Source organism: Streptomyces sp. OZ13, from assembly GCF_052068155.1.
Taxonomy (GTDB): Bacteria; Actinomycetota; Actinomycetes; order Streptomycetales; family Streptomycetaceae; genus Streptomyces.
The window spans coordinates 38,662-64,522 of the sequence record NZ_JBQHCZ010000002.1 but is presented as its reverse complement, the minus strand read 5'-3'; the positions used below and the strand labels follow the sequence as shown (position 1 = coordinate 64,522).

Sequence of the window (25,861 nt, the reverse complement as noted above, 5' to 3'; positions counted from 1 at the left end):
ACCTCAAGTGAACTTGAGGTTGCACGGTGGGTGTCATGACGAACACGGCTCTCTCCTCCGTATCCGCCGCTGCGCACTCCGAGGCGTCCGGCAGGCTGCCCGGCGCCCCCCGGCCCGGCTCCTCGCCCGGCTTCGGTGACCTCGGCCGACTGATGGCGCTGATGACCGGCGACGAGAAGCACGGTCCCGCCGCGACGTCCACGCTCGACGCGCTCTGGGTCCTGTACGACCGTGTACTGCGCGTGACCCCGTCGACCGCCGACGCTCCGGAGCGTGACCGCTTCCTGCTGTCCAAGGGGCACGGGCCGATGGCGTACTACGCCGTCCTCGCCGCCAAGGGGTTCTTTCCGACGGAGTGGCTGCCGGGCTTCGGCTCGTACGACTCCCCGCTCGGCCACCACCCCGACCGCGTGCTCGTACCCGGGGTCGAGATCGGCAGCGGATCCCTCGGCCACGGTCTGCCGCTGGCCGTGGGCACCGCACACGGGCTGCGGGCCCAGGGGCTGACCGACCCCCGGGTCTGGGTCCTGATCGGTGACGCCGAGCTGGACGAGGGCAGCAACCACGAGGCCATCGCCTACGCCGGTCCGGCCGGTCTCGAGCAACTGCACACGCTCGTCGTGGACAACGCGTCCGCGACCCACGGCTGGCCCGGCGGCGTCGCCTCCCGGTTCGAGGCGGCCGGCTGGTCGGCGCAGACGGTCGACGGCAGGGACCACGAGGCGTTGTACGCCGCGTTCACGGCGCCGCACCCGGGACGGCCACGGGCGGTCGTCGCCCGCGTCGAGCCCAAGAACGCCTGAGCACACCGCCACCGCCGAGAGGGGACTTCTCCACCATGGACACGATGCGTGACCGTTTCATCGCCACCACCTCCCGCCTGCTGGACGAGGAGCCGCGCACGGCTCTCGTCCTCGCGGAGATCAGCGCCGCCGGCTTCGAGCAGGCACAGCGCCGCCACCCCGACCGGGTGATCAACGTGGGCATCCGCGAGCAGCTGCTGATCGGCGCGGGTGGCGGCATCGCCCTCACCGGGATGCGGCCGATCATGCATACGTTCGCGAGCTTCCTCGTCGAGCGACCGTTCGAACAGGTGAAACTCGACTTCGGTCATCAGAACACCGGCGGGGTGCTCGTGAGCGCCGGCGCGTCGTACGACTGGCCGGCCGGGGGCTTCACCCATATGTCGCCGGGAGACGTCGCCCTGCTGGACACCCTCGACGGATGGACGGTCCATGTGCCGGGTCACCCGGACGAGGCAGAGGCGCTGCTCCGGCACGCGGTGACCGGCGACGGCCGGGTGTACGTGCGCCTGTCGCAGCAGAGCAACGCCGAGGCCCGGCCGGTCACCGGTGACCGGTTCCTCACCCTCCGCGAGGGCAGCGGCCCGGCGGTGGTCGCGGTCGGCCCGATGCTGGACAACGTCCTCGCGGCTACCGAAGGGCTCGACGTGAGCGTCCTGTACGCGACGACCGTGCGCCCCTTCGACCAGGAGGCGGTCCGGGCGGCGGCGGGCGGCCGGGGCGACGTGGTGATCGTCGAGCCGTATCTCGAGGGCACGTCGACCACGGCCGCGAACGACGCCCTGGCGGACGTGCCGCACCGGGTGCTGGGCCTCGGTGTGGCGCGGCGCGAACTGCGCCGGTACGGCACGATCGACGAGCACCTCACCGCGCACGGCCTGGACCCGGCGTCCCTGCGGGCCCGGATCTCGGCCTTCGCCGGGCAGGAGGCCCGGGTCGCTCACCGCCGGAGCTGAGGAGCGGGCCCCATGACGATCACCGGCTGCTTCGCCGGGTCCAGGGCGCGCAGCAGCCCGCGCATGTGCTCCTCCTGGAACGAGATGCAGGCCTGGGTCGGGCCCTCGTGGTCCACGTGGATCCAGACGCCGCTGCCCTTCTCCGGCCCGAGCGGCCGCTCCTTGTCCAGTGGACTGGTCCCCGGGACGCGGTTGTAGTCGATGGCGATCACGTAGTCGAAGGACCCTTCGAGGGGCTCGCCGAGGAAGCCGGTCCCAGGGGCGACGAACTCCTCGTCCTGGTCGTAAGGCAGCAGGGTGCCGGGGTCCGGGGAACGGCCACCGGCGTCGCCGAGGCCGAAGACCCCGATCGGAGTGCGCAGGTCGCCCGCGTGGTGGTCGTTCGTCCAGCCGCGCAGGGCGTTGTGCGCGGGCCACGGCCCGGCGACGGGCCGCCAGGAACCCCGGGCGTCGCGCTCGTAGAGCACGCCCTGAGACGTGCTCGTGTCGGCCGTCGGGCCGGACACGACGAGCACCTGGCGGGTACCGCCGGGGATCCTCGAGCGGAAGTCGGGGCCGAGGCCGGGGATCTGACGGACCGGCAGCGCCTTCGGGTCGGGCGCGACTCGAGTCGCGCGGCCCTTCGCAGCGGCGGGTGCGGGCGCTGTGTCGGCGCAGCCGGTGAGGAGCAGCGCTGCGCAGACCGTGGCGGCCAGCGCGCTCCCGGCGCTCTTGATGGCGGGCATGGGCGGATCCTCCCGGCGTCGTGGAACGGCGGGCCATCCGTACCCCGTCGCCGCCGGGAAGCGGTTGCCCGGGGCGCCCGCTCACCCGACCGGGGCACCGGAAGCGCGGCCATCCGGCCCGACCGCCTGGCTCCCCGTCAGGGCCGCGGCGGCGCCAGCTCCGGATGGGCGTCGAGCAGTTTGCGCGGGGCCGCCTGGCGCCATGAGTCGAGCAGGATCGCGTACAGCTCCTCCTCATCGTCCAGCGCTTCGAGCCGCACCCGCAGCCAGGCGTAGTGGTCGTCGTGGCCCTCGCGCAGGAAGAACTTGGCGGGCTCTGCGTCGATCAGCTCGGCGCGGTCCTCCTTAGGGCACTTCACGCCCATGACCTGGTCGTCGTCGGCCAGTGAGGCGAAGATCCGGCCGCGGGGCTCCAGCCGGAAGGTGGGCATGCCCCAGGCGAGCTTCTCGATCGCTCCCGGCAGCGCGAGCGCGATCCTGCGTACGTCGTCGGCTGTGGCCATGGCAACCACCGTAAGCGCTGCCACCGACAGTGGCCCAACTGCCGCGCCACACTGCACGCTTCCGACCCATTGACCCCTCGCGACGGCTGAACCTACGCTGTCCGGCGTACTCAGAAAGCGCTTTCTAACCCCGCAGCCCTACCAGCACCGGGAGCGCCATGAGAAGTCTTCGACAAGAACGGTCCGGACCACGGCGGCCACAGCGGCCGCGAACGTCCGGACTGCCGGGAGCCCGTCGCACCGCACTTTCCCCTGTCCCCGTCATCACCGCGCTGCTGGCGCTGCTTCTCGGACTCGGGGTGACCCTGTCGCCCCGCGCAGAGGCGGCGCCTTATCGCGTGCTCGTCTTCTCCAAGGTCACTAACTTCAGCCACGACTCGATCCCCGCGGGCATCGAGGCGATCAAGAAGCTCGGCAGTGAGAACGGCTTCGAGGTCGAAGCCACCGACGACGCCGCGGCCTTCACCGACGAGAACCTCGCCCGCTTCCAGGCGATCGTCTTCAACAACACCAACTCGACACCGGAGAGCGGCGATCTGCTGGACGCGGCGCAGCGTGCCGCACTCCAGAAGTTCGTCCGCGGCGGCGGTGGATGGGTCGGTCTCCACGCCGCCTCCGCGAGCGAACGCGACTGGGGATGGTACGAGGGCCTGGTCGGCGCCATCTTCGACAAGCACCCCGCCGTGCAGACGGGCCGGATCAAGGTGCTGGACCGGTCGCACCCGTCCACCGAGGGCCTTCCCGAGCTCTGGGAGCGCACGGAGGAGTGGTACAACTGGCGCACCAACCCGACCGGCAAGGTCCACACGCTCGCCCAGATCAAGGTGCGCGACGGGATCACCGGGCTCGACGAGGGCGTCGACCACCCGTGGTCGTGGTGCCAGAACTACGACGGCGGACGCTCCTGGTTCACCGCCGGCGGCCACGCCAAGTCGGCTTTCCAGGAGCCGGACTTCCTGAAGCACCTGCTCGGCGGCATCCAGTGGGCCGCGGGCAACAAGCCCGGGGACTGCACGGCGACGAAGACGGGCGCCTTCCAGCGGACACCGCTCGCCACCAGCGACCTCGCCGACCCGTTCGAGCTGGCGGTGGCGCCCGACCGCCGGGTCTTCTTCATCGAGCGCACCGGCAAGGTGAAGGTGATCGACCAGTCGACGCTGAAGGTCACCACCGCGCTCGACTTCGAGTACACCCCCGAGATGACCAGCCAGTCCGACGGACTGCTGGGACTCGCCCTCGACCCCGACTTCGCCGAGAACAACTGGCTCTACCTGCTCAACTCCGACAGGACCGAGAAGCGGCTGAACCTCTCCCGCTTCACCGTCACCGGCAACACCATCGACCCGGCATCGGAGAAGCGGCTGCTGACCGTGCCGACCCTGCGGGGCGAAGGACGGGCCAACTCGCACATGGCGGGGTCGATCGCGTTCGACAAGAACGGCGACCTCTACATCGCCACCGGCGACAACACCGACCCGTTCGCGTCCGACGGCTTCGCACCGATCGACGAGCGTGAGGGCCGCCGCGCCTGGGACGCCCAGGGCACCTCCGGGAACACCAACGACCTGCGCGGCAAGATCCTGCGCATCACGCCCAAGGACGACGGCACGTACGCGGTGCCCGAAGGGAACCTGTTCGCCCCCGGCACGGACAAGACGCGGGCCGAGATCTACGCGATGGGCATGCGCAACCCGTTCCGGATCACCACCGACCCGGACAGCGGCGCTTTGATGGTGGCCGACTACGGTCCCGACGCCCGCACCGCGGACCCCGCCCGCGGCCCCGAGGGCACCGTCGAGTACATGCGCATCACCGAGGCGGGCAACTTCGGCTGGCCGTACTGCGTGGGCAACAACACCCCGTTCAACGACTACGACTTCGCGACCGGGACATCCGGCCCGAAGTTCGACTGCGCCGACCTGGTCAACGACTCGCCGAACAACACCGGCCTCACCGACCTGCCCCCGGCCAAGCCGGCCACCGTCTGGTACGCGTACTCGGCCTCCCCCCAGTTCCCCGAGCTCGGCACTGGCGGCGGTGGCCCGATGAGCGGACCGGTCTACGACCACGACGAGGCCAACACCTACCAGGGCAAGTTCCCTGCGGCCTTCGACGGCAAGTGGTTCAACTACGAACTGACCCGTAAGTGGTTCAAGACCTTCTCCATCCAGCAGCAGGACCAGACCTTCACCGACCCGCGCTTCGCCCCGGTCGAAGCCGGCGACCTGCACTCGATCAACCCCGTCTTCGGCGACATGGCGTGGAACCAGCCCTTCGACGCCGACTTCGGCCCCGACGGCGCGCTGTACGTCATCGACTTCGGGCTCGGCAGCGGTACCGGACGCGGCGGCAGCAACGAGGGCTCCGGTATCTACCGCATCGACCACGTCGGCGACAACCGGCTGCCCGACGCCAAGGCCACAGCCACGCCGGACAGCGGTTCCGTGCCGCTGACCGTGGCATTCTCCAGCGAGGGCTCCGGGCTGCCCGACGACGAACCGGTCAGCTACGCCTGGGACTTCGACGGGAACGGCACGACCGACTCGACGGAGGCCCACCCGACCCACGTCTACCAGGACAAGGGCCGCTTCACCGCCCGGCTCACCGTCACCGGCCCCGGAGGACTCACCGGGCTGGCCGTCCAGGACATCACCGTGGGCAACACCCGGCCGCAGGTCACCATCCAGCAGCCGCCGGACGGCGGGATGTTCGGCTTCGGCGACACCATCCCCTTCACCGTGAAGGTCAAGGACAAGGAGGACGGACAGGGGATCGACTGCTCGCGGGTGGTCGTCCAGTCGCAGCTCGGCCATGACTCCCATCTCCACCCGCTGGACAACTACACGGGATGCGCCGGCGAGATCACGACCGACGCCGGTGACAGTCACGGTCCCGGCCAGAACCTCTACTACGGCATCACCGCGCAGTACGAGGACGAGGGAGCACCGGGCGTCCCCGCCCTCACCGGGTCCGCCTCGCTGACCCTGCGCACGGCGTTCCGCGAGGCCGAGCACATGACGTCGACCGGTGGGGCGAACCAAGGAGCCGTCGTGGGCAGCCGCGGCGACGCTTCCGGCGGGAAGCGGCTCACCGAGATCGAGCACGGCGACTGGATCAGCTTCGACCCCGTCGGCCTGAAGGGCATCGACTCGGTGACCGTGGGGGCGGCCTCCGGCGGCATCGGCGGAAGTATCGAGTTCCGGGCCGGATCCCCGACCGGTGAACTGCTCGGCAAGGTCGCGGTCCCTGCCACGGGCGGCTGGGGCAACATCGTCTCCCCCACGACGCCACTGACGGACCCCGGCGGCACCATGAAGCTGTACGCCGTCTTCACCAACCCGGACTGGAGTGCCGACAAGCCGGACCTCTTCGCCGTCGACTGGCTGCACTTCAACGGCCACGGGGTGGAGAAGCGCCAGGGTGCGGCCGTCACGGTCGCCGCCGCTCCGGCCACCGGCGACGCGCCGCTCACCGTGCGGCTGACCGGCAACGTGAAGCTGCCGGAGGGCCGCACCGCCGCCTCCTACCACTGGGACTTCGGCGACAACACCCGGCCCGCGGGTGAGGAGACCGCTGCGGCGACACACTCCTACGCCCGCCCGGGCGCCTACACCGCGCATCTCACCGTCACCGACGACAAGGGCGACACGACCAGCGGCTTCGTCCGCATCGACGCCAGTTGAGAAGGGACATCCGAATGAACGGCACCAGACGCGCATTCCTCGGCAGGGCACTCGGCGTCGCCGCCGCGGCAGCGGCGGCCACCGCAACAGGCCCGCTCTCGTACACGGCCGCGGCGGACGGGACGGCTCCCGAGACGGCGCAGCGCTGCCGCCGCATCCCGCCTTCCGGGATCGGCATGCACCTCTACACCATGCGCACCCCGCTCGCGGCGGACTTCAAGGGGACCCTCGCCCGGCTGGCGCAGATCGGTTACGCGACGGTCGGCGTGAGCGGCCGGCACGGTAACAGCGCGGCCTCGATCCGCTCCATGCTCGACGAGACGGGTCTGCGGGCGGTCCTCGAACACGTGGGTTACGACATCGTGCGGGGCAGCGGACTGCCGCAGGCGATCGAGGACACCCACACCCTCGGCGCACGGTGGATCGTCGTGCCGAGCCTGCCCGGGGCGATGCACACGCCCGCCGGATTCCGCGAGGCGGCCCGGGAGTTCAACAAGGCGGGCCTCGCCGCCCGCAACGCGGGTCTCGGCCCGGTGCTGTTCCACAACCACGGAGCCGACCACCAGGTGGTGGACGGGGAGAACCTGTACGACATCCTGCTGCGGGAGACCGACCCCGAGCTCGTGGGCTTCGAACTGGATGTCTACTGGGCGGCCAAGGGCGGCGGCAGCGATCCGCAGGACCTGTTCGTGGAGCACCGCCGGCGCTTCCCGGCGCTGCACGTCAAGGACATGGCGCCGAGCGGCGGGTTCGCCGACGTCGGCTCCGGGGTCCTGGACTTCGCCGCGATGTTCGACACCGCCCGGAGCGGCGGCGTGAAGCAGTGGCTGGTCGAACACGACGCGCCGGCCGACCCGTTCGCCACCGCGCAGAACAGCTACACCCACCTGGCGAACCTCAGGTACTGAGCGCACACGCGGAAGGAGCCCCGCACCACCCCCCGTGGGTGGTGCGGGGCTCCTCCTTGGCGCTCAGTCCTGCGCGGAGGCCGCGCCGAGCAGGCCGCGGATGTGTGTGGTGGCCTCCCGGAACTCGGGCCGTCCCATCGTCTCGGTGTAGTCCCGCTCCGCGGGCAGTCCCACGTCGATGATCTCGGTGATGGTGCCGGGCCTGGCGCTCATCACGACCACCCGGTCGGCCAGGTAGCAGGCCTCGGAGATCGAGTGGGTCACCAGGAGCACCGTGGTGCCCGTCTCCCGCCAGATCCGGTTGAGTTCGGTGTTCATCTGCTCACGGGTCAGCGCGTCGAGCGCGCCGAACGGCTCGTCCATGAGCAGCACGGGCGGCTCGTGCAGCAGGGCACGGCACAGCGCGACGCGCTGCTGCATGCCGCCGGAGAGTTCGTGCGGCAGGGCGTCCTCGAAGCCGCTCAACCCCGTCATCGCGATCAGTTCGTCGGCGCGCCTGCGGCCGAGCTCGGCCGGCATCTTCCGCATCTCCGCCTGGAGCAGGATGTTGCGGCGCGCGGAGCGCCACTCGAGGAGGGCGGCGCGCTGGAACACGTATCCGATGTCGTGGCGCGGCCCCTGCACCCGCTCGCCGCCGAGGAGCACATCGCCCGTGGAGGGCTTGAGCAGCCCGGCGACCAGTTTGAGCAGGGTCGACTTGCCGCAGCCCGAGGGCCCTACGATGGCGACGAACTCCCCTGCCCGGACCTCGAGATCGACGTCGGTCAGCGCGGTGACATCGCGGTTCTTGGTGCGGAAGCGAACGGCGACGTCCTTGATGCCGACCGCCGGAGTGGTGGCGGACGGACCGCCCTGTCTGTCGTTCGTCACGTCCGGCTCCCGCACGGTGGTGTTCCTGGGCATCGTCATCCCTTCATCGCGGTCGCGCTGTCCCAGTACTCCGCGACGGCCTTGGGGCTGCTGACCAGTCCGGCCTCGGCGAAGACGTCGATGGTCTGCTGCCAGTCGGCCTCCGCGTTCACACCGGGCGCCTGGCCCTTGGTGGCGTCGGTGTGCAGCAGCGTGAGCGTGGTGGCGAACTGCTCGGCCAGCACCTCCTTCGGGGGCAGTTGCTCACTCGCGCCGTCCATCGAGGCGACGGCCGGCTCGGGTGCCTTCTCGGCCGCCGCGAAGGACTCACTGACCGCCTTCGCCATGCGCTGCGCGAGGTCCTTCTTGCCGGTGAGGACCTTCTGCCCGGCGATGAGGCCGTTGGAGTAGAAGTTCAGGCCGTTCTCGGAGAACCGGAGGTAGGAGACGGGCTTCTTGGCCTTGTTCTGCATGGTGGGGCCCTGGTCGCTCGCGTATCCGAGCAGACCGTCGGTCTTGCCGGAGATCACCGCGGCGATCTTCCCCGCCGGGTCGGTGTTCTGGACCTTGACGTCGGACTCGCTGAGGCCGTTCTTCTTCAGGAAGATCGGGAACGTCTTGGAGAGGGCGTCACCGGCGGTGCCCGCGATGGTCCGGCCCTTGAGGTCGGCGGGGCTCTTGATGTTCTGCGACTCGAAGAACTGCACCGAGGACGGGGTGGTTTGGAGAAAGACGCCGAGGCTCTTGACCTTGACACCGGCGTCGACCCCGGACAGCACGGCCGGTGTGTCGGCCCAGCCGAAGTCGGTCTGGCCGGCGCCGGTCGCCTGCACCGTCTTCTGCGAACCCTGGCCGGCGCGTATGTCGAGGTCGATGCCGTGCTTCTCGAAGATCTTCTGCTGCTTGCCGTAGTAGAACGGCGCGTGTTCTCCGTACGGGTACCAGTTGAGGGTCAGCGTCACCTTCTCCAGCTTCTTCCCCGAGGAGCTGGTGGATGTGCCCGAGTCGTCCCCGCCGCAGGCGGTGGCGGCCAGGAGCAGCGGTACGAGGCCGGTCAGAAGCAGTCTGCGCGCAGTCATTGCTGGTCCTTCTCGTCGACTTGGAACGGTGCCCGGGGGTCGGTCAGTAGGTGGTGGTGACGCCGGTCTCCCGGCGGCTCGCGTGCCACGGGAGCAGCAGCTTCTCGGCGATCTCGACGAGGACGAAGAGGACGACGCCGATCAGGGACATCACGAGGAGGCCGGCGAACAGCATGGGGGTGTCGAGGTTTCCGTTGGCCTGGAGGATCACGTAGCCGAGCCCCTCGTTGGCGCCGACGAACTCACCGACGACCGCGCCGGTCACGGCGAGTGTCACCGCGACCTTGAGGCCGGAGAACAGGTGCGGCAGGGACGCGGGCATCCTGATCTTCACGAAGGTCTGCCAAGGGCTCGCCCCCATGGTCGAGGAGAGCTGGAGCATCTCCGGGTCGACGGCCTTGAGCCCGGTCACCATCGAGATGACGACGGGGAAGAAGGCGATCAGGACGGCGATGAGGATCTTGGGCGCGATGCCGAAGCCGAGCCACACCACGAACAGGGGCGCGATGGCGATCTTCGGAACGACCTGCGCGAACAGCAGGATCGGGTACAGGGTCTTCTCGACGGTGGCCGAGTACACCATGATCACGGCGGCGAAGACCCCGACGACCACCGCGATCAGGAAGCCGAGGAGCGTCTCGTAGGTGGTCACCCAGCTGTGCTGCCAGATGTAGTCGGCCTTGCCCGTCAGCACGTCCAGCGTCGCGCCGGGCGACGGAACGAGGTAGGGCTCGACCAGTTCGGCGGCGGCGATCACCCACCAGACGGCGAAGCAGGCGAGGAGCAGGGCGACCGGGCGCCAGCTCTGTTCGAGCAGGCGGGCCGCCCGCTCCCCCGGGCTCGGCCTCCCACGCCGATCGACTCCCGCCACCGTCACGGGTGCTGCCTTGATGGCGCTCTGACTCACGGTCAACTCCTGGTGCGCTCCGGAGCGGCTGAATCCATGCGGGAGAAAACGCTTTCAGAAAGCGCTTTCTGGTAAGGTGTCGCCACGCTAATGACTGCTCGTCCGCACGGTCAATAGGTCGTCCCGAAGTTTCGGGGGGTCAAGTGAGTGAACGGGAAACACAGGCTCATGTGACGCTGGACGCTGTCGCCCGCAGGGCGGGAGTGTCCCTCGCAACCGCGTCACGAGCCCTGAACGGCACCACCCGGGTACGGGAGGACCTGCGCAGCCGGGTGCGCGCCGCCGCAGACCAGCTGGGCTACATCCCCAACGCCCATGCCCAGGCGCTCGCCAGCGCGTCGAGCAACACGGTGGGCCTGATCTGCCACGACGTCGGCGATCCCTACTTCGCCGCCATCGCCGCCGGGGTGATGCGCGCCGCCGCGGCGAAGGACCTGCTGGTGATGCTCGCCAGCACCTTCCGCGAACCGGCCCGCGAGATCGCCTACGTGTCCACGCTGCGCGCCCAGCGGGCGCGCGCGATCCTGCTGATCGGATCCGGCTTCCAGGACCGCTCGTGGGAGCGGGCGCTCGCCGCGGAGCTCGACCCGTACGTACGGGCCGGCGGTCGCGTCGCGGTCGTCAGCCGGCACCGCAGCCTGCGGGCCGACGCCGTACTGCCGGAGAACCACGGCGGGGCCGCGGCCCTGGCCCGGGCCCTGCTGGACCTGGGACACCGGGAGTTCGCGGTGCTCAGCGGCCCGCCGTCGCTGACCACCGTCGCCGACCGGCTCGCCGGCTTCCAGGAGGAGCTGGCCCGGGGCGGCGTCGAACTGCCGCCGGAACGCATCGTACGGGGCCCGTTCACCCGCGAGGGCGGCTACGCGGCCGCGCGCACGCTGCTCGCCCGCGGCAACCGGCCCACCTGCGTGTTCGCGGTGACCGACGTGATGGCGGTCGGCGCGCTGGCCGCGTTCCGGGAGCAGGGGGTGCGCGTACCGGAGGACATCTCGCTCGCGGGATTCGACGACATCCCCCTCGTACGCGAGCTCACGCCACCGCTGACCACGGTCGCCCTGCCGCTCACCGCCATGGGAGAGGAAGTCATGGCGCTCGCCCTGCGCGAGCCCCGGGGCCCGCGGTCGCGGGTGCTGCGGGTGGGCGGTGAGGTCGTCCTGCGCGCCAGCGTCGCTCCCCCACCGGCACCACGGGACGCACCGGTCACCGTTTCGGGCGGGGACGTACAGCGGCTCTCCGCGGGTCCGTCGAACACCGGATGCACCGACCGGCACCTCGGCGCGCCGGACCGCTGACCACCGCCGGCACCTCGGCGCGCCGGACCGCTGACCACCGCCGGGAGCCGCATGCCGGTGAAGCCGTTGCCGTCGTCGTGCGGCAGGTCCGCGCATCCCGCGACGCCATGGAGCCACGCCGCGCCGCGCCCCGTGGGCGTCGCCTCAGATACCGCCGTCCTCCCGGCGGTGGATCTGCTGGACCAGGTCCGCCGCGAGCGACTTGATGGTCTCCAGACCTTCGCGGCCCCATCGCCTCGGCTCGGTGTCGACCACGCAGACCGTGCCCAGCGCGATGCCCGTACGGTCGATCAGCGGCGCGCCCAGGTACGAGCGGATGCCGATCTCGTCGACGACCGGATTCCCCGCGAAGCGCGGGTAGTCGCAGACGTCCTCCAGCACGAGCGCCTTGCGGCGCACGACCACATGCGGGCAGTACCCGTGGTCGCGCGCCATGAACCGGCCCACCTCCGCGCGGCCCGGCTCGCCGCCGCCGTGAGTGCCGGACGGGGCGTGCAGCCCGGCGAAGAACTGCCGGTTCTCATCGATGAAGTTGACCATGGAGTACGGAGCTGCGGTCACCCCGGCGAGCTTGCGGGCGAAGTCGTCGAACGCCGCGTCCGGGTGTTCCCCGAGCCCGAGCCGGCGCAGCCGCCGGACCCGTGCGGGTGCCTCGGGGTCCACCGGGGTCAGCAGCAGACGGCCGGTGGGGCTGTACGTCATGTCGGTGCTCCATGGCTCGGTGCCGGGCCCGGCACGACGGCGGTTGTGGTGAGCAGGTGCTGGACGAGGGTCACCAGCGTCCCGATGCCCGAACTCGCGATCCGCGCATCGCACAGCACCACCGGTACCTCCGGCTTGAGGTCGATCGCGGCCCGCACCTCCTGCGGGTCGTAGCGGTAGGCACCGTCGAACTCGTTGACGGCCACGACGAATCCGATACCGCGCCGCTCGAAGAAGTCGACGGCGGAGAACGAGTCCTCGAGCCTGCGGGTGTCGGCGAGCACGACGGCGCCGAGGGCGCCCTCCGACAGTTCGTCCCACATGAACCAGAAGCGCTCTTGTCCCGGTGTTCCGAAGAGGTAGAGCACATGGTGCTCGTCCAGGGTCATCCGGCCGAAGTCCATGGCGACCGTCGTGGTCGTCTTCGACTCGACGCCCTCCAGACTGTCGGTCGCCGCGCCCACCTGGGTGAGCAGTTCCTCCGTACTGAGCGGTTCGATCTCGCTGACCGCTCCGACGAAGGTCGTCTTGCCCACCCCGAACCCGCCCGCGACGAGGATCTTGAGCGCGGTGGGGAACTGGTCGCCGCTCCCGGCGACGCGGGTGTCAGAGCCGTCGTCGTAGGCCATCGAGCACCGCCTCCAGCAGTGAACGGTCCGTGGGTGTGTCATGGCTGCGCGGCGCCCGGGCCGTGAGGGCGCCGCAGTCCACCAGGTCGGACAGCAGCACCTTGGTCACGACGGCCGGCAACCGTAAGTGCGCGGAGATCTCGGCGACCGATGTCGGACCGTGGCACAGGCCGAGCGCCGTGGTGTGCTCGGGACCGAGGTGCGCCTGCGGTGCGGTGCCCGTGGCCATCACCATGGAGAGCAGGTCCAGCGCGGCCGTCGGACGGGTGCGTCCGCCGCTCACCGTGTACGGGCGGATCAGCCGGCCCGCCGCGTCGTCGAGGAGCGGCCCGTCCGTGGGCGAGGGCATGGTCACTGCCTCACGGCGCTCGGTGCTCCGGCGTGCTGTCTGACCGGCGTCACCAGATAGGGCCGCACGCTTTTGACCAGCATCGCCATCTCGTAGCCGAGTACGGCGGCGTCGGCCTCCCGTCCGGCGAGGACGGCGAGACAGGTCCCGGAGCCGGCGGTGGAGACGAACAGCAGCGTGGAATCGAGCTCGACCACGACCTGGCGTACCTCGCCACCGTCGCCGAATCGCGCTCCGGCGCTGCGGCCCAGCGAGTACAGGCCGGAGGCGAGGGCCGCCATGTGGTCGGCACTGTCGTTGTCCAGACCGTGCACCGATTTCACGAGGCCGTCGGAGGAGAGCAGTACCGCGTTGCGGGTGTACGGCACACGCTGGACCAGGCCGCTCAACAACCAGTCGAGGTCCGGGACATGGCCGGTCGGCACATCGCTCGCCATGGTGCATCTACTCCTTGATGGTGGGTTCGTCACGCTGGGGGTCCGGCTGCCCGGACAGCGGTGCCGCCCGTTCCGGCTCGTTCTCCGCGAGGCCGATGCCCCGCTGGAAAGCTGCCATCAGACCCGGGTCGTGCAGGGCCTCTTCGTCGTCCCTGCGTGGCGCGGGGGCGTCCCTCAGCTGCGGGACGAGGTGCTCCTGGATGCGGCGCCTGGGCAGCTGGGGGCGGCCCATCGTGCCGCGGACCACCGGCCGGTCGGGCGGCTCCGCCACGTCGGGGCGCGGTCCGGCGACGGACCCGGGCGGGGCTTGGTGGTGGCCGTCGCCGAAGTGGCCGGCGCCCGGCATGCGCCGTTCGCCGCGCTCCCCGCGCACGGGCAGGGGCGCGTCCGCCATGAGGGCGGTGGCCGGCTCCCGTTGCGACGGCACCGGCCTGGCCTGTCCGGACAGGGCCGACTGCGGCAGCGACGGCGGCGACGTGGCCGCGACGCGGGGCCCGTTCAGGTGCGGGGCGGACGTGGGCGTGGCCGCTGTCCCGTGGTCGGCCGCGCCCTCGTGGTCGGCCCCGAGGAGGCTCTGCGGCAGTACGAGCACGGCCTGGACGCCGCCGTAGATGTTCGTCTGGAGCCGCACGGCGATGCCGTGCCGGCGGGCCAGCGCGGACACGACGAACAGGCCGATCCTGCCGTCCTGGAGCAGATTGGCGACGTTGACCTGGTCGGGGTCGGCGAGCAGGGCGTTCATCTTGTCCTGCTCCTGGGGCGGCATGCCGAGCCCGCGGTCCTCGACCTCCACGGCGAGCCCGGCCGTGACGTGCTGGGCGCGCAGCAGGACCTGGGTGTGCGGGGCGGAGAACAGCGTGGCGTTCTCGACCAGTTCGGCCAGGAGATGGATCACGTCGGCGACGGCGTGGCCGCGCAGTGTGCCGGCGATGGGCGGCACCAGCTTGACCCTCGGGTACTGCTCCACCTCGGCGATCGCGGACCTGAGCACTTCCGTCATGGTGACGGGGTGGGACCACTGCCGTCGGGAGACGGCGCCGCCGAGGACGGCGAGGTTCTCCGCGTGCCGGCGGATGCGGGTGGCCAGATGGTCGACGTGGAAGAGGCCCTTGAGCAGCTCCGGGTCCTCGACCTCGTTCTCCAACTCGTCGAGCAGCTGGATCTCACGGTGCACCAGGGACTGCAGCCTGCGGGCCAGATTGACGAAGACTTCGACCTTCTGTTCGTTGCCCACGCTGCTGGAGAGCCGGGAGGCCTGCACCACGGCCGCCAGCGCGGCGTCGTGCGAGCGGACCAGATCGTGGGCGAGCAGGTCGAACTCGTCCCCGCCCGTGGGTTTTTGCTCGGGCGTACGGCGGGGCGGCGGGCCCTCGCCGCGCCTGAGTCCGTCGACGACGGTGCGCAGCTCCTCCTGGGCCCGGGCAGTGGTGCGGCGCAGCTCGGAACACCGGTCGAGCACCGACGAGGCGACCCGGTCGGCGCCGCGCGCGGCGACTGCCACGGCGGCCACGGCGAGCGCGGCCATGGCGCTCAGGGCGACCCACAGACCGGCGGACGGTTCGGGAGCGGCGGCGCGCAGCGTCATGACCACCGCGGTCGCACCACTGAGGGCGGCGACCAGGGCCGGCAGGACGGCGGTGCGCAGTAGTTGGGGTCGTATGCGGGCTTCCGGCGCGGACGCGGTCCTGCCGGAAGGCGTTCTGCCGGAAGACGTCCTGCCGGAGGACGTCCGGCCCGCGGACGACAGTGAGCGGGCGCCTGGCCTGCCGTGACGCCCGCCCTCTCGGCGGTCGGACCGCGCGGCTGGTGCGCGTAGTTGAGACATCAGCGTCCTCGGTACGTGGGGCCCCAGGGATCGGCGTACTGCGATTGATCGGCATGACTCCACGGCGGAACCCGGGCACGCGGATAAGAGCCCACCGTTGATCACCGGCAACACACGGTAGTCGCCGGTGGTGAGGGTCGACCGAGCTGTTGCGAAAGTTGCCCGCTATGGGTCGCGCTCTGGTATGAGGGCTCGCACGAAAGACCGAAGGTGGGCGCGGGCGCCGCTGCGTTTCAAACGCTGACGGGCTGGATTTCGCAGAGCGAAATCCAGCCCGTCCGGCGCTCGCGGGCACCGCGCGGAGCGCGGTACGGGGTCCAGGGCCTGCCCCGGTTACGGGAAGGGGCGGGAGGACAAGCCCCCAGCAGGCGCTACGCCGCCCTCGCGCCCGTCAAGCCGTGGGCGCCGTCTCCGGTGAGCCCGACTCCGGCGCCGCGTCTCGCGCCGGCTTCGCGGCCGTCGCCTCCGCGGTCGCGGTGACCGCCGACCAGCCTTCCGCCGGCACGGTGGCCACACCGCGCCACCACGGAACGGACGGCACGGTCTCGGCCGTGGGTTCGAACGGCTCCCCCGGCCGCGGCAGCGCGATGCGCGCTCCCGCCTTCGCCGCGGCCGCGACGGTGCCCTCGCCGGGCTCCGCCCACGGGTGCGGCGCCAGGTTGAACGTGCCCCAGTGGATCGGCAGCATCACACCGGCCGGTGTGCCGCCCTGCAGGTCGAGGTGGGCCCGCATGCCCTCCGCCGGGGTCATGTGGATGTCGGGCCAGTACTCGGAGTACGCGCCGATCTGGATCATCGTCGCGTCGAACGGCCCGTGCTCGGCGCCGATGTCCCGGAAGCCGGTGAAGTACCCGGTGTCGCCGCTGTGGTAGATCCGGTGTTCGGGGCCGGCGACGGCCCAGGAGGCCCAGAGGGTGTGCTGCTGGTTGCGCAGGCCGCGGCCGCAGAAGTGGCGTGCGGGGGTCGCGGTCAGCCGGATGCCGCCGATCTCCGTGGTCTCGTTCCAGTCGAGCTCGCGCAGACGGTCGGGGGACACGCCCCAGCGTTCGAGGTGGGCGCCGACGCCGAGCGGCACTGCGAAAAGGGTGTCGGTGGAGGCCAGGGCGCGGACCGTGGGCAGATCGAGGTGGTCGTAGTGGTCGTGGGAGATCACGACGACGTCGACGCTGCCGAGGGCGGCGAGCGGCGCGGGCACCGGGTGCAGGCGCTTGGGCCCGGCGAAGGTGAAGGGGGAACACCTCTCTCCCCAGACCGGGTCGAAGAGAATCCGGCGGCCGTCGATCTCGGCGAGGACGCTGGAATGCCCCATCCAGGTGAGCCGGAGTCCGGAGGCGGCGGGCCGGGTGAGGTCGGTGGCGGTGGTCGTGTGCAGCGGCACGGGGCGGGCCGGTACGCGGTGTGTCCTCGCCTCCTTGGCGAAGTACGTCCTGGCGAACTCCACCATGGAGCCGCTGGACGGTCTCGTGCGCGTCCCTTCGGGATTCTGGAAGACGCCGTCGGCGAAGTTCGGCGAGCTGCGGATGCGCGCCAGGCGCTCGCCGGCCGGGTCGGCCCCGAAGGCGGCAGGCCTCAGTGAGCGCAGCCGGGACCTCAGCGAGTGGGGGTAACCAGCGCCGGACACGGCACCTCCTGATGCTCGGGGTCATTTCATTATGTGGGTTTCAAGGCGGAAAGCAGTGGACTGTGAGGCCGCCCTGACCCGGTCGGCGACCAGCCACTCCGTCATGACCGGCCAACGCCTGCCGTGGTGCCGGTGTTCCTGAACGGCGCTCCCGCGGCTGGTTCCGGTGCCGGTCCGTGTCACGTTTCCGTGCGTGCGTTCCGTCGTAGCGGTGACAGCACACGGCTTCCCCCACGAGGAGCACGTCATGGCCCGTATTTCCCTCGACCCTCACCGCTCACTCTTCCTGCGCGCGGCCCAGTGGTACTCGAAGCGCGTCTACGGGGAGATCCTCGACCCGGTCCGCGCGCTGGGGCACAACCCCAGGGTTCTCCGGGCCGATCTGCGCTTCGAGATGGCGGTGGGCAGGTGGAACAAGCTGGACGCGGATCTCAAGGCGCTGGCGGTGATGGCCTCCGCCGCCTCGATCGGCTGCAGCTGGTGCATGGACTTCGGACACTGGGAGAACAGGCAGCGCGGGATGGACGCCCGCAAGGTGCGTGATGTGCCCATGTGGCGGGAGAGCGACGCGTACACCCCGCTGGAACGGGACGTCATGGAGTTCGCGGAGGCCATGACGGCCAACCCGCCGGAGATCGACGACGATCTCGCCGGGCGGCTGGTCGCCGTGCTGGGCGAGGCGGCGTTCGTGGAACTCACGGCGATTGTGGCGGTGGAGAACCTGCGGTCGAGGATGAACACGGCGCTCGGCCTGACCAGCCAGGGCTTCAAGGACCACTGCGAGATCCCGGCGCGCGAACGGGCCGAGGCCGGGGTCGCCGCCGGGGAGGTCCCGGCCGGCTGACGCCTGGGGGTCGCCGTGTCACCGCGGCCACCTGAGGCAGGTCCTGTACAGGGCTGGACTTCATCCAAGATCAGCTGTGTACTGTGACGCCGTGGCCAGAGTTCGGTTGAGCGTGCCGGAGAGGCGCGAGGAGATCCTCGGCGCCGCCGTCGAGCAGATCGAGGCTCGGGGCGTGGCAGCCGTACGGATCGCCGACGTCGCCGACGCGCTCGGGGTGAGCAGCGCCCTGGTGCTCTACCACTTCTCCACCAAGGAGAAGCTGGTGGCCGCCGCCTTCACCTACGCCGCCGACGCGGATCTGGCCCATCTCCGCAGGCTTCTCGGCCGGCGCACCACCGCGCTGCGCCGGCTGCGCGCGGCGGTGCGCTGGTACGCCCCGACCGGGCAGGCCAAGGGCTGGCGCCTGTGGATCGACGCCTGGGCGGTCTCGCTGCGGGAACCGGCCCTGCGGGACGTGTCCCGCGCCCTGGACCAGCAGTGGAAGTCCGCCCTGACGGAGGTCATGACCGAGGGCGCGGCCGCCGGCGAGTTCCCCTGCGAGGATCCGGCGGCGGCGGCCTGGCGGCTGACGGCGTTCCTCGACGGGCTGGCCGTCCAGATGACGTCGTACGCCGGCTCGCTGTCCCGGGCGGCGATGCTCCAGTGGGCCGACGAGGCACTCGCCCGTGAACTGGGCATCGACCACGCCGAGCTGACGGCCACGGCACGGTGAGTCTCCTGCTCCCGCCCGCGACCGTGACGACGGGCCGGGACGGTGACGGCGGCGGCACGGCTCAGGTCTGCCGCACAGGTTCGTAGACGGCGGCGTCCAGCCCGAACGTCCAGGCGACGCCCTCCTTCGCCGTGCGCGTCGTGGGCGGCACGCGCAACCAGTACGTCCGGTGCGAGCCGTCGGGCTCCGGAGTGGAGTTGACCACCTCGACCATCACCACGTCCTCGTCGTCCGCGAGCGCGATCCGCCACAGGATGCCGGTCTCGTCGCGGTGCACGGGCTCGGCGCCGGACTCCGCGAGGTACCGGTCGTAGCCGTAGTACTCGAGCATCACGCGGCGCAGTTCCGCGTTCTCCTCGTCGCGTATCCGTTCCGGGGTCAGGGCCGTGAGTTCGCGGAGGAACTCGGCGGGCACGGGCATGCCGCGCCATGCGTGGAGGGCGAATCCGTCCGGGAAGACAAGGGCGGGGCCTTCGCCGTTGTCGAGCCGGCCGGCCTCGTCGCGGTGCAGCCGGGAGGGCCGTTCGCAGATGACGACGGCGTTCTCGAAGGGCCACCACCAGCCGGCGTGCTCCGCTACCCGGGCCAGGCCCGTCAGCCGGTCGCTGCGGCCGTCGAAGGCGGCGAGCCATGCCGCGTCGTGCTGTCCGAGGACGGCGTCGAGCAGGACCCCCCGGATCCTCGTCTCCTCCGCCGCACGGTCGGCGGCGCCCTCCGGCGCCTTCTCGAGCAGCGCGTCCACTATGCCGGTGCGTATGCGGTCGGCCAGGGCTCGGGTGCTGTCCCACAGGAGCGCTCCGGTGCCGCTCCACAGCGCGGTCCAGCCGCCGGGGCCCAACTCGTCGTGGACGCGCCGCCGTTCGTCGGCCCAAGGGCGGGTGCGCACCTCGTCGCGCACCGAGCGCCCCGGGTCCTGAAGTCCTCGGACGGCGGTCACGCCCGAGAGGGGCGAGTCCGCCCAGACGATCCGGTCGGGCGCGGCGAGCCCCGCCGCACCGTAGGCCAGTCGCACGCCCTCCTCCGCGGCGGCCCGGTCCGCCGGTCCTGTCGCCGCCGCGATCGCCCGCCACTTGTCCGCATACTGCATGTGAAGTCCCGTCCCCTGTCGTCGTTCTGTCCGTCGTGCTCCGCCGCCTGCCGCCCGCCGCGGCTCAGTCGGCGACGATCCGCACCGCTCCCGGCAGGTACTCCCGCTGGCGCACGACGCGGTACCACCCCTTCGGCAGCGGTATCGCCGCGTGCTCCTCGTGCACCACCCGGCCGCCTTCCGGGAGGTGCAGGAGCATCGGACCGAACGGCCCCGGCTCGCGCACCAGTCGGCCGGGTCCCGTCACCGCGTGGGCGTGGCCCGTGACCTCGCCGAGGGCGAGCACCATCCGGCCGCGTGCGTCCCGTGGCTCGCCCGGCGCGTCGGTGACGTGCGGTGGCACGGCGTGCTCCGCGACGGACACGATCAGGACGTCCCCCTGCCGGTACATGGCTCTCCCCTTCCCGCCGGCCGCCCGCTGCGTCCGACCTGTTCCCGACGTTAAGGGGCGGGTCTGACAACGGCGTCCGGCGCCGCCGCCTACTCCGGCCGCCCCGCGGGCGGGGGTGTCAGTGGCCCTTGGTAGAACTGCTCACACGTCAGCCGATCAAGCCTCACCGGTGTCTGGAGCCCGTCATGACCATCTCGGACCATCTGCAGGAGTGGTACGGCCTGCCCGCGTTCGACTTCCCCGACTCCGGGGCACAGGCCACGTCCGGGACCGGGCTTCCGGTGCCTGAAAGTGTGGCCTGGCGGATCTCCGTCGACTCCTACGACAGCCAGGAGGAGTGGGAGGAGGCGTTCGCCCACTTCGCCGCGGCGGTGGACACGACCCGGGTGCGCGCGCTGATCGTCGGCTCGTGGAGCGACGTGTACGACTCCGGTCCCGGCGAGGTCATATCGGCGCTGCTCGGCGCGAAGGAGAAACTGCCGCGGTTGCGGGGGCTGTTCATCGGCGACATCACGTTCGAGGAGTGCGAGATCTCCTGGATCAACCAGGGTGAGGTGACCCGGCTCCTCGACGGCTTCCCGCAGCTCGAGCACTTCGGTGTGCGCGGCGGCCAGGATCTGGTGTTCCCTGCGGTGAAGCACGAGCGACTGGAGGCCCTGGTCGTGGAGAGCGGCGGTCTGGACGTGGCCGTGGTCCGCGGGATCGCGGCGAGCGACCTGCCGGCGCTGGAGAATCTCGACCTGTGGCTCGGCACGTCGTGGTACGGCGCGAACGCGGACGTGTCGGACCTGGAGCCGTTCCTGTCGGGGACGAGGCTGCCGAGGTTGCGGTGTCTGGCACTGCGCAACAGCGAGATACAGGACGAGATCGCTGTGGCGCTCGCCGGCGCTCCGGTCGTGGCGCGACTGGAGATGCTGGACCTGTCGATGGGCACCCTGGGCGACGACGGTGCGGAGGCACTGTTGAACGGCCAGCCGCTGACGCACCTCAAGAAGCTCGATCTGCATCACCACTTCATGAGCGAGGCGATGGTGCAGCGCCTGTCCGACGCCCTGGTGCCTGCCGGGGTGGAGCTCGACGTCTCCGAGTCGGAGGGCAACGGGTCCGGCGACAGGGAAGACCGATACACGGCCGTCGCCGAGTGACCGGCTCCGCCCGCCGCCCGTCCGGTCCTCCGCTCGCGGTCGTCGGCAATCCGGCCAACCGGCGTGTCGCCCTCTTCCAGGACGCGCTGTGTGCGGCCGGAGCGCCCGCCGCGCGGGTGGTGCCCTGGCTCGACGTACTGCGCGGCCGGGCGGAGTTCCTTCCGGGCGAGCTGGTGCGGATCGACTCCCCGGGCGAGGACCGCGAGGTGGAGCGGGCGCTGCGCGGCGTGGACGATCCGACCCGCGTGGAGGGTTCGGCGCTGTGGTACGAGCGGTTCACCGCCGCCGTACGCGACGTCGCGGTCCGGGCGGAAGCGGGCGGGGCACGGCTGCTCGACGATCCGGCGGAGCTCGCCGTGCTGTTCGACAAGCGGCTGTGCCATGCGGCGCTGCTCGCGGCGGGCGTGGCGGTGCCCGGGTCGCCGACCTCGGGAGCGGCCGCGCCGCCGGTGCGCGGCTGGGACGATGTGCGTTCGCTGCTGGCGGCGACCGGCATGCGGCGGGTGTTCGTCAAACCGGCGCACGGCTCGTCCGCGTCCGGTGTGATGGCCCTGGAGACGGCGGGCGGGGGACGCGTACAGGCCACCACTTCGGTCGAACGGGACGCGCAGGGCCGTCTGTTCAACTCCCTGCGGGTGCGCCGCTACGGCTCCGAGCGCGAGGTCGCCGCGCTGGTCGACGCGCTCGCTCCGGACGGCCTGCACATCGAGCGCTGGCTGCCGAAGGCCTCGCAGCACGGCCGGGTCGCCGATCTGCGGGTGGTGGTGGTCGCAGGGCGCGCCACCCACGCGGTGGTGCGGACCAGCCGATCGCCCATGACCAATCTTCATCTGGGCGGCGTGCGCGGCGATCTCTCCGAGGCCCGTGCCGCGACGGAGGCGGCGGGCGGCAGTTGGGCCGCGACCCTGGCGGTCTGTGAGCTGGCCGCTGCCTGTTTCCCCGGTGTCTCCCGCATCGGGGTCGACCTGCTGCCGGCGACCGGATGGCGGCGTTTCGCCGTCGGAGAGGTCAACGCCTTCGGGGATCTGCTGCCGGGGCTCACCGGGATGCCCGGCAGCGGCGCGGAGGGCCAGGACACTTATGCGGCGCAGGTCGCCGCCGTACTACGCGGGACGAGGAACCACCGACGTGCGACACCCTGACATCACCACCGGACGCGGCCAGGAGGTGCCGGCAGCGACCGGTACCCCGGACATGAACGAGGTCGTGGGGCGGGACGACCTGCTCCTCGTCACGCTCGACACCCTGCGTTTCGACGTCGCCGCCGAACTGGCTGCCGCCGGACGGCTCCCGAACCTGGCCCGTCATCTCCCGGACGGCGTCTGGGAGAAGCGGCATGCCCCGGGCAGTTTCACCTACGCCTCCCATCAGGCGATGTTCGCCGGGTTCCTGCCCACGCCCGCCGAACAGGGGCCCCATCCGAGGCTGTTCGCCGCCCGTTTCGCCGGCAGTGAGACCACCGCCGGACGCACGTTCGTCTTCGACACCCCCGACCTCGTCTCCGCCCTGGCCGGGGCCGGCTACCGCACCGTGTGCATCGGCGGTGTCGGGTTCTTCAACAAGCAGGGGCCGCTGGGATCCGTGCTGCCGGGGATGTTCCAGGAGAGCCACTGGGAGCCCTCGTTCTCGGTCGCCTCTCCCACGTCCTTCGAGGCGCAGGTGGAACGGGCCGAGCAGGTCGTGGCCTCCCTGCCGCGCGAGCGCAGGCTGTTCCTGTTCGTCAACGTGCCCTCCCTGCACCAGCCCAACTGGTTCCATCTGCCGGGAGCGACCCGGGCCGACGGTGACTCCCGGGAGACCCACGCCGCGGCCCTCGAGTACATCGACCGTCACATCGGGCGGCTGTTCGCCGCCGCGAGCAGCCGCCGGCGGTGCTTCGCGATCGTCTGCTCCGACCACGGCACCGCCTACGGTGACGGCGGTTTCACCGGTCACCGCCTCGGCCACGAGGCCGTCTGGACCGTCCCCTACGCCCACTTCTTCCTCGAGGCCTCCGCATGAGCACCCGCGCGTCGACCCCCTTGACAGCCCCCGCGGCCCTCGCCGGCCCCGGCTCTCCGCGCCCCTACCAGAGCTATGTCTACGCCTATCCGCACAAGACGGCCTACCGGCCCCTCCAGGACCGGCCGGCGCTGCGCGAACTGTGGGCACCGGAACCCAAGGACGCTCTGTCCCTCTATCTGCACATCCCGTTCTGCGAGGTCCGGTGCGGTTTCTGCAACCTGTTCACCAGGATCGGCGCCCCTGACGAGCTGACCGGACGTTACTTGGACGCCCTCGACCGGCAGGCGGTCGCTGTGCGCGAGGCCCTCGGGGACGGCGCCCCGGTGCGGTTCGCGGCGGCCGCGTTCGGCGGCGGTACGCCGACGTTCCTGACGGCCGGGGAACTGGAGCGGCTCTGCGACATCGCGGAGAAGCGGATGGGCGCCGACCTGAGCGCGGTGCCGCTGTCGGTGGAGACGTCGCCGGCCACGGCGACCGCGGACCGGCTGGCCGTGCTCGCCGAACGCGGCACGAGCAGGGTCAGCATCGGCGTGCAGAGTTTCGTCGACGCGGAGGCGAGGGCGGCGGTGCGGCCTCAGCGCCGTGCCGACGTGGAGGCCGCGCTCGGCCGGATACGGGACGCACGGATCCCCGTCCTCAACATCGACCTGATCTACGGCATCGACGGTCAGACCGAACGAACGTGGCTCTCGTCGCTCGACGCCGCCCTCGGCTGGGAGCCGGAGGAGCTGTATCTCTACCCGCTGTACGTGCGCCCGCTGACCGGTCTGGGCCGGCTGGGGGCGGCGGGTGACGCCGCCTGGGACGAGCAGCGGCTGCGTCTGTACCGCGCGGGCCGCGACCATCTTCTCGCCCGCGGGTACGAGCAGGTGTCCATGCGTATGTTCCGCCGCGCGGGCGCGCCGCCGTCGGCCTCCGACGACCATGCCTGCCAGACGGACGGCATGATCGGGCTGGGCTGTGGTGCCCGCTCCTACACGTCGTCCCTCCACTACTCCTTCGACTACGCCGTCGACATGGGCCAGATCCGCCGCATCATCGACGACTTCACGGCGACGGAGGACTTCTCCCGGGCGGAGGTGGGCCGGCGGGTCGACGAGGACGAGGCACGCCGCCGGCACCTTCTGCAGTCGCTGCTCCAGGCCGAGGGGATGGACGTGGCCGGCTACCGCGAGCGGTTCGGCGCGGCTCCCGCCGCCCATTTCGCCGCGGAGCTGGAGCGGTTCGCCGCCCTCGGCTGGCTCGACGCGGCCGCCGCGCCCGGCCGGCTGAGGCTGTCGCCCGAAGGGCTCGCCCATTCCGACGCCCTGGGCCCCGAGCTGTTCTCGCCCGCGGTCCGGGCGGCCATGGCCTCGTACGAGCCGAAGTGAGCGCGTCCATGGATCTGACCGTGCTGTACCGGGGCCCGTTGTCGTCCTGCGACTACGACTGCCCCTACTGTCCGTTCGCGAAGCGCCGCGACAGCCCGGAGCAGCTGCGCGCGGACCGCGCCGCGCTGGAGCGCTTCTCGGGATGGGCCGCCGGGCAGACCGGGGACCGGCTGTCGGTCCTGTTCACGCCATGGGGCGAGGGGCTGGTCCGTTCCTGGTACCGCCGGACCCTGACGGAGTTGTCGCACCTGCCGCACATCCGCCGGGTCGCGATCCAGACGAATCTGAGCTGCCGTACGGACTGGCTGGCGGAGGCGTGCCCCGAAACTCTCGCCCTGTGGTGCACCTTTCACCCCGGTCAGACGCCTTATGACCGGTTCATCAGCAAGTGCCGGGACCTGATACGGCGGGAGATCCGTTTCAGCGTGGGCATCGTCGGCTTCCCGGGCCATCTGGAGGAGGCGCGCAGACTCCGCGCCGACCTGCCCGGCCACATCTATCTGTGGGTGAACGCGCCCGAGGGACACGAACTCTCCGACGCGGAGGCACAGGCCTGGACGGAGCTGGATCCGCTCTTCCCCTACAGCCGCCACCCGCACCGCTCCGCGGGGCTGCCGTGCCGCACGGGCGAGAGTGTCGTCTCGGTGGACGGCGAGGGGACCGTGCGCCGCTGCCACTTCGTCCGCGCCGAGCTCGGCAATCTCTACGACGGCTCGTACCGCCGCGCGCTTCGCCCCCGCGCCTGCCCCCTCGCCGTGTGCGACTGCCACATCGGGTACGTCCACCTGGAGACGCTGCCGCTGTACGACGTCTTCGCCGGCGGGGTCCTCGAACGTATCCCGTCGCAGCTTCCCCCGGCGGTCCCGTCCGCCCTCACCTAGGAAGCGTGCTTTCCGCCCGCAGGCCCGTGGGCAGACGTCTCTCGTCGGGTCCGTCGCGGCCGGCGACGTGGATGCGCCAGCACCACACCGGTGTGCGCGGGGTCCAAGAAGGCCGGAAGGCTCTCCGCGAGCGGATCCGCGTCTGCCGGGTCTCCAAGG

At 71.3% G+C, this 25,861-nt stretch carries 25 protein-coding genes; 12 read left to right on the top strand and 13 right to left on the bottom strand.

Annotated features, from left to right (window positions below; all coding sequences use genetic code 11):
• Positions 1–35 precede the first annotated feature (35 nt).
• Positions 36–803 carry a transketolase gene (locus ACTMTU_RS03985; RefSeq protein ID WP_441262037.1) on the top strand — a complete coding sequence of 256 codons (768 nt, stop codon included), beginning with the start codon at positions 36–38 and terminating at the stop codon, positions 801–803.
• Positions 804–838: 35 nt separating this feature from the next.
• Entirely contained in the window at positions 839–1,759 is a 921-nt protein-coding gene (locus tag ACTMTU_RS03980) for a transketolase family protein (RefSeq protein WP_441262036.1), read from the top strand.
• On the opposite strand, the gene ACTMTU_RS03975 is transcribed toward ACTMTU_RS03980, so the two are convergent.
• Complete coding sequence (locus ACTMTU_RS03975) at positions 1,744–2,484, bottom strand: hypothetical protein (protein ID WP_441262035.1); 741 nt, start codon at positions 2,482–2,484, stop codon at positions 1,744–1,746. The two genes, ACTMTU_RS03980 and ACTMTU_RS03975, sit on opposite strands and share 16 nt — an antisense overlap.
• Before the next feature lie 137 nt (positions 2,485–2,621).
• A complete protein-coding gene (locus ACTMTU_RS03970) occupies positions 2,622–2,987 on the bottom strand; it encodes an MmcQ/YjbR family DNA-binding protein (protein WP_441262034.1) in 366 nt (121 codons plus the stop codon).
• Positions 2,988–3,208: 221 nt separating this feature from the next.
• Between ACTMTU_RS03970 and ACTMTU_RS03965 the strand changes: the two genes are divergently transcribed.
• Together ACTMTU_RS03965 and ACTMTU_RS03960 are read left to right on the top strand one after the other, a co-directional pair.
• Positions 3,209–6,670, top strand: a complete 3,462-nt coding sequence (locus ACTMTU_RS03965; protein ID WP_441262577.1) for a ThuA domain-containing protein — start codon at positions 3,209–3,211, stop codon at positions 6,668–6,670.
• A gap of 14 nt (positions 6,671–6,684) precedes the next feature.
• On the top strand, positions 6,685–7,578 hold the full coding sequence (locus ACTMTU_RS03960) for a sugar phosphate isomerase/epimerase family protein (protein WP_441262033.1): 894 nt from the start codon (positions 6,685–6,687) through the stop codon (positions 7,576–7,578).
• A gap of 63 nt (positions 7,579–7,641) precedes the next feature.
• On the opposite strand, the gene ACTMTU_RS03955 is transcribed toward ACTMTU_RS03960, so the two are convergent.
• Genes ACTMTU_RS03955 through ACTMTU_RS03945 form a run of 3 tightly spaced genes read right to left on the bottom strand, consistent with a single transcriptional unit; the run spans position 7,642 to position 10,413 of the window.
• A complete protein-coding gene (locus ACTMTU_RS03955; RefSeq protein ID WP_441262032.1) occupies positions 7,642–8,487 on the bottom strand; it encodes an ABC transporter ATP-binding protein in 846 nt (281 codons plus the stop codon).
• Positions 8,484–9,506 carry an ABC transporter substrate-binding protein gene (locus ACTMTU_RS03950; protein WP_441262031.1) on the bottom strand — a complete coding sequence of 341 codons (1,023 nt, stop codon included), beginning with the start codon at positions 9,504–9,506 and terminating at the stop codon, positions 8,484–8,486. Before ACTMTU_RS03950 ends, ACTMTU_RS03955 begins: the two co-directional genes overlap by 4 nt.
• A gap of 43 nt (positions 9,507–9,549) precedes the next feature.
• Positions 9,550–10,413, bottom strand: coding sequence for an ABC transporter permease (locus ACTMTU_RS03945; RefSeq protein ID WP_441262030.1), 864 nt, complete (start codon positions 10,411–10,413; stop codon positions 9,550–9,552).
• A gap of 170 nt (positions 10,414–10,583) precedes the next feature.
• On the opposite strand from ACTMTU_RS03945, the gene ACTMTU_RS03940 reads away from it, so the two are divergent.
• On the top strand, positions 10,584–11,705 hold the full coding sequence (locus ACTMTU_RS03940; protein WP_441262029.1) for a LacI family DNA-binding transcriptional regulator: 1,122 nt from the start codon (positions 10,584–10,586) through the stop codon (positions 11,703–11,705).
• A gap of 144 nt (positions 11,706–11,849) precedes the next feature.
• Here ACTMTU_RS03940 and ACTMTU_RS03935 read toward each other — a convergent pair whose 3' ends face one another.
• From ACTMTU_RS03935 to ACTMTU_RS03910, 6 genes are all read right to left on the bottom strand, one after another.
• Positions 11,850–12,407: a GAF domain-containing protein gene (locus ACTMTU_RS03935; protein WP_441262028.1), complete on the bottom strand. Its 558-nt coding sequence runs from the start codon at positions 12,405–12,407 to the stop codon at positions 11,850–11,852.
• Complete coding sequence (locus ACTMTU_RS03930) at positions 12,404–13,036, bottom strand: GTP-binding protein (protein WP_441262027.1); 633 nt, start codon at positions 13,034–13,036, stop codon at positions 12,404–12,406. The genes ACTMTU_RS03935 and ACTMTU_RS03930 overlap by 4 nt, the downstream gene beginning before the upstream one ends.
• Positions 13,014–13,385 carry a DUF742 domain-containing protein gene (locus ACTMTU_RS03925; RefSeq protein WP_441262026.1) on the bottom strand — a complete coding sequence of 124 codons (372 nt, stop codon included), beginning with the start codon at positions 13,383–13,385 and terminating at the stop codon, positions 13,014–13,016. The genes ACTMTU_RS03930 and ACTMTU_RS03925 overlap by 23 nt, the downstream gene beginning before the upstream one ends.
• Positions 13,386–13,387: 2 nt before the next feature.
• Positions 13,388–13,822, bottom strand: a complete 435-nt coding sequence (locus ACTMTU_RS03920; RefSeq protein WP_441262025.1) for a roadblock/LC7 domain-containing protein — start codon at positions 13,820–13,822, stop codon at positions 13,388–13,390.
• Positions 13,823–13,829: 7 nt separating this feature from the next.
• Positions 13,830–15,647 carry an ATP-binding protein gene (locus ACTMTU_RS03915; protein WP_441262024.1) on the bottom strand — a complete coding sequence of 606 codons (1,818 nt, stop codon included), beginning with the start codon at positions 15,645–15,647 and terminating at the stop codon, positions 13,830–13,832.
• A 391-nt stretch (positions 15,648–16,038) separates the two neighbouring features.
• Positions 16,039–17,268, bottom strand: coding sequence for an MBL fold metallo-hydrolase (locus ACTMTU_RS03910; RefSeq protein ID WP_441262023.1), 1,230 nt, complete (start codon positions 17,266–17,268; stop codon positions 16,039–16,041).
• A gap of 247 nt (positions 17,269–17,515) precedes the next feature.
• Between ACTMTU_RS03910 and ACTMTU_RS03905 the strand changes: the two genes are divergently transcribed.
• Positions 17,516–18,112 (top strand): carboxymuconolactone decarboxylase family protein, encoded by a 597-nt coding sequence (locus ACTMTU_RS03905; protein ID WP_441262022.1) that lies wholly within the window; start codon positions 17,516–17,518, stop codon positions 18,110–18,112.
• Between the two features lie 91 nt (positions 18,113–18,203).
• A complete protein-coding gene (locus ACTMTU_RS03900) occupies positions 18,204–18,824 on the top strand; it encodes a TetR family transcriptional regulator C-terminal domain-containing protein (RefSeq protein ID WP_441262021.1) in 621 nt (206 codons plus the stop codon).
• 61 nt (positions 18,825–18,885) lie between these two features.
• Here ACTMTU_RS03900 and ACTMTU_RS03895 read toward each other — a convergent pair whose 3' ends face one another.
• Entirely contained in the window at positions 18,886–19,911 is a 1,026-nt protein-coding gene (locus ACTMTU_RS03895; protein WP_441262020.1) for a DUF6745 domain-containing protein, read from the bottom strand.
• Positions 19,912–19,975: 64 nt separating this feature from the next.
• Positions 19,976–20,302, bottom strand: a complete 327-nt coding sequence (locus ACTMTU_RS03890; protein ID WP_005308854.1) for a hypothetical protein — start codon at positions 20,300–20,302, stop codon at positions 19,976–19,978.
• Positions 20,303–20,487: 185 nt separating this feature from the next.
• On the opposite strand from ACTMTU_RS03890, the gene ACTMTU_RS03885 reads away from it, so the two are divergent.
• The 5 genes from ACTMTU_RS03885 to ACTMTU_RS03865 are packed head-to-tail and all read left to right on the top strand — an operon-like array spanning position 20,488 to position 25,702.
• On the top strand, positions 20,488–21,447 hold the full coding sequence (locus ACTMTU_RS03885) for an STM4015 family protein (RefSeq protein WP_441262019.1): 960 nt from the start codon (positions 20,488–20,490) through the stop codon (positions 21,445–21,447).
• Positions 21,444–22,589: an STM4014 family protein gene (locus ACTMTU_RS03880; protein ID WP_441262018.1), complete on the top strand. Its 1,146-nt coding sequence runs from the start codon at positions 21,444–21,446 to the stop codon at positions 22,587–22,589. Before ACTMTU_RS03885 ends, ACTMTU_RS03880 begins: the two co-directional genes overlap by 4 nt.
• A gap of 52 nt (positions 22,590–22,641) precedes the next feature.
• The gene (locus ACTMTU_RS03875) at positions 22,642–23,448 is read left to right on the top strand and encodes an STM4013/SEN3800 family hydrolase (protein ID WP_441262576.1); all 807 of its coding nucleotides are present in this window, start codon (positions 22,642–22,644) and stop codon (positions 23,446–23,448) included.
• Complete coding sequence (locus ACTMTU_RS03870; RefSeq protein WP_441262017.1) at positions 23,445–24,821, top strand: STM4012 family radical SAM protein; 1,377 nt, start codon at positions 23,445–23,447, stop codon at positions 24,819–24,821. The genes ACTMTU_RS03875 and ACTMTU_RS03870 overlap by 4 nt, the downstream gene beginning before the upstream one ends.
• 8 nt (positions 24,822–24,829) lie before the next feature.
• A complete protein-coding gene (locus tag ACTMTU_RS03865; RefSeq protein WP_441262016.1) occupies positions 24,830–25,702 on the top strand; it encodes an STM4011 family radical SAM protein in 873 nt (290 codons plus the stop codon).
• The last annotated feature ends 159 nt before the right edge of the window (positions 25,703–25,861 follow it).

Excerpts from the sequence above, each read along its gene's own strand:
- ACTMTU_RS03985 (WP_441262037.1), top strand. The coding sequence starts at position 36 with ATGACGAACACGGCTCTCTCCTCCGTATCCGCCGCTGCGCACTCCGAG.
- ACTMTU_RS03980 (WP_441262036.1), top strand. The coding sequence starts at position 839 with ATGGACACGATGCGTGACCGTTTCATCGCCACCACCTCCCGCCTGCTG.
- ACTMTU_RS03975 (WP_441262035.1), bottom strand. The coding sequence starts at position 2,484 with ATGCCCGCCATCAAGAGCGCCGGGAGCGCGCTGGCCGCCACGGTCTGC.
- ACTMTU_RS03970 (WP_441262034.1), bottom strand. The coding sequence starts at position 2,987 with ATGGCCACAGCCGACGACGTACGCAGGATCGCGCTCGCGCTGCCGGGA.
- ACTMTU_RS03960 (WP_441262033.1), top strand. The coding sequence starts at position 6,685 with ATGAACGGCACCAGACGCGCATTCCTCGGCAGGGCACTCGGCGTCGCC.
- ACTMTU_RS03955 (WP_441262032.1), bottom strand. The coding sequence starts at position 8,487 with ATGACGATGCCCAGGAACACCACCGTGCGGGAGCCGGACGTGACGAAC.
- ACTMTU_RS03950 (WP_441262031.1), bottom strand. The coding sequence starts at position 9,506 with ATGACTGCGCGCAGACTGCTTCTGACCGGCCTCGTACCGCTGCTCCTG.
- ACTMTU_RS03935 (WP_441262028.1), bottom strand. The coding sequence starts at position 12,407 with ATGACGTACAGCCCCACCGGCCGTCTGCTGCTGACCCCGGTGGACCCC.
- ACTMTU_RS03930 (WP_441262027.1), bottom strand. The coding sequence starts at position 13,036 with ATGGCCTACGACGACGGCTCTGACACCCGCGTCGCCGGGAGCGGCGAC.
- ACTMTU_RS03925 (WP_441262026.1), bottom strand. The coding sequence starts at position 13,385 with ATGCCCTCGCCCACGGACGGGCCGCTCCTCGACGACGCGGCGGGCCGG.
- ACTMTU_RS03920 (WP_441262025.1), bottom strand. The coding sequence starts at position 13,822 with ATGGCGAGCGATGTGCCGACCGGCCATGTCCCGGACCTCGACTGGTTG.
- ACTMTU_RS03915 (WP_441262024.1), bottom strand. The coding sequence starts at position 15,647 with ATGTCTCAACTACGCGCACCAGCCGCGCGGTCCGACCGCCGAGAGGGC.
- ACTMTU_RS03905 (WP_441262022.1), top strand. The coding sequence starts at position 17,516 with ATGGCCCGTATTTCCCTCGACCCTCACCGCTCACTCTTCCTGCGCGCG.
- ACTMTU_RS03895 (WP_441262020.1), bottom strand. The coding sequence starts at position 19,911 with ATGCAGTATGCGGACAAGTGGCGGGCGATCGCGGCGGCGACAGGACCG.
- ACTMTU_RS03890 (WP_005308854.1), bottom strand. The coding sequence starts at position 20,302 with ATGTACCGGCAGGGGGACGTCCTGATCGTGTCCGTCGCGGAGCACGCC.
- ACTMTU_RS03885 (WP_441262019.1), top strand. The coding sequence starts at position 20,488 with ATGACCATCTCGGACCATCTGCAGGAGTGGTACGGCCTGCCCGCGTTC.
- ACTMTU_RS03875 (WP_441262576.1), top strand. The coding sequence starts at position 22,642 with ATGAACGAGGTCGTGGGGCGGGACGACCTGCTCCTCGTCACGCTCGAC.
- ACTMTU_RS03870 (WP_441262017.1), top strand. The coding sequence starts at position 23,445 with ATGAGCACCCGCGCGTCGACCCCCTTGACAGCCCCCGCGGCCCTCGCC.
- ACTMTU_RS03865 (WP_441262016.1), top strand. The coding sequence starts at position 24,830 with ATGGATCTGACCGTGCTGTACCGGGGCCCGTTGTCGTCCTGCGACTAC.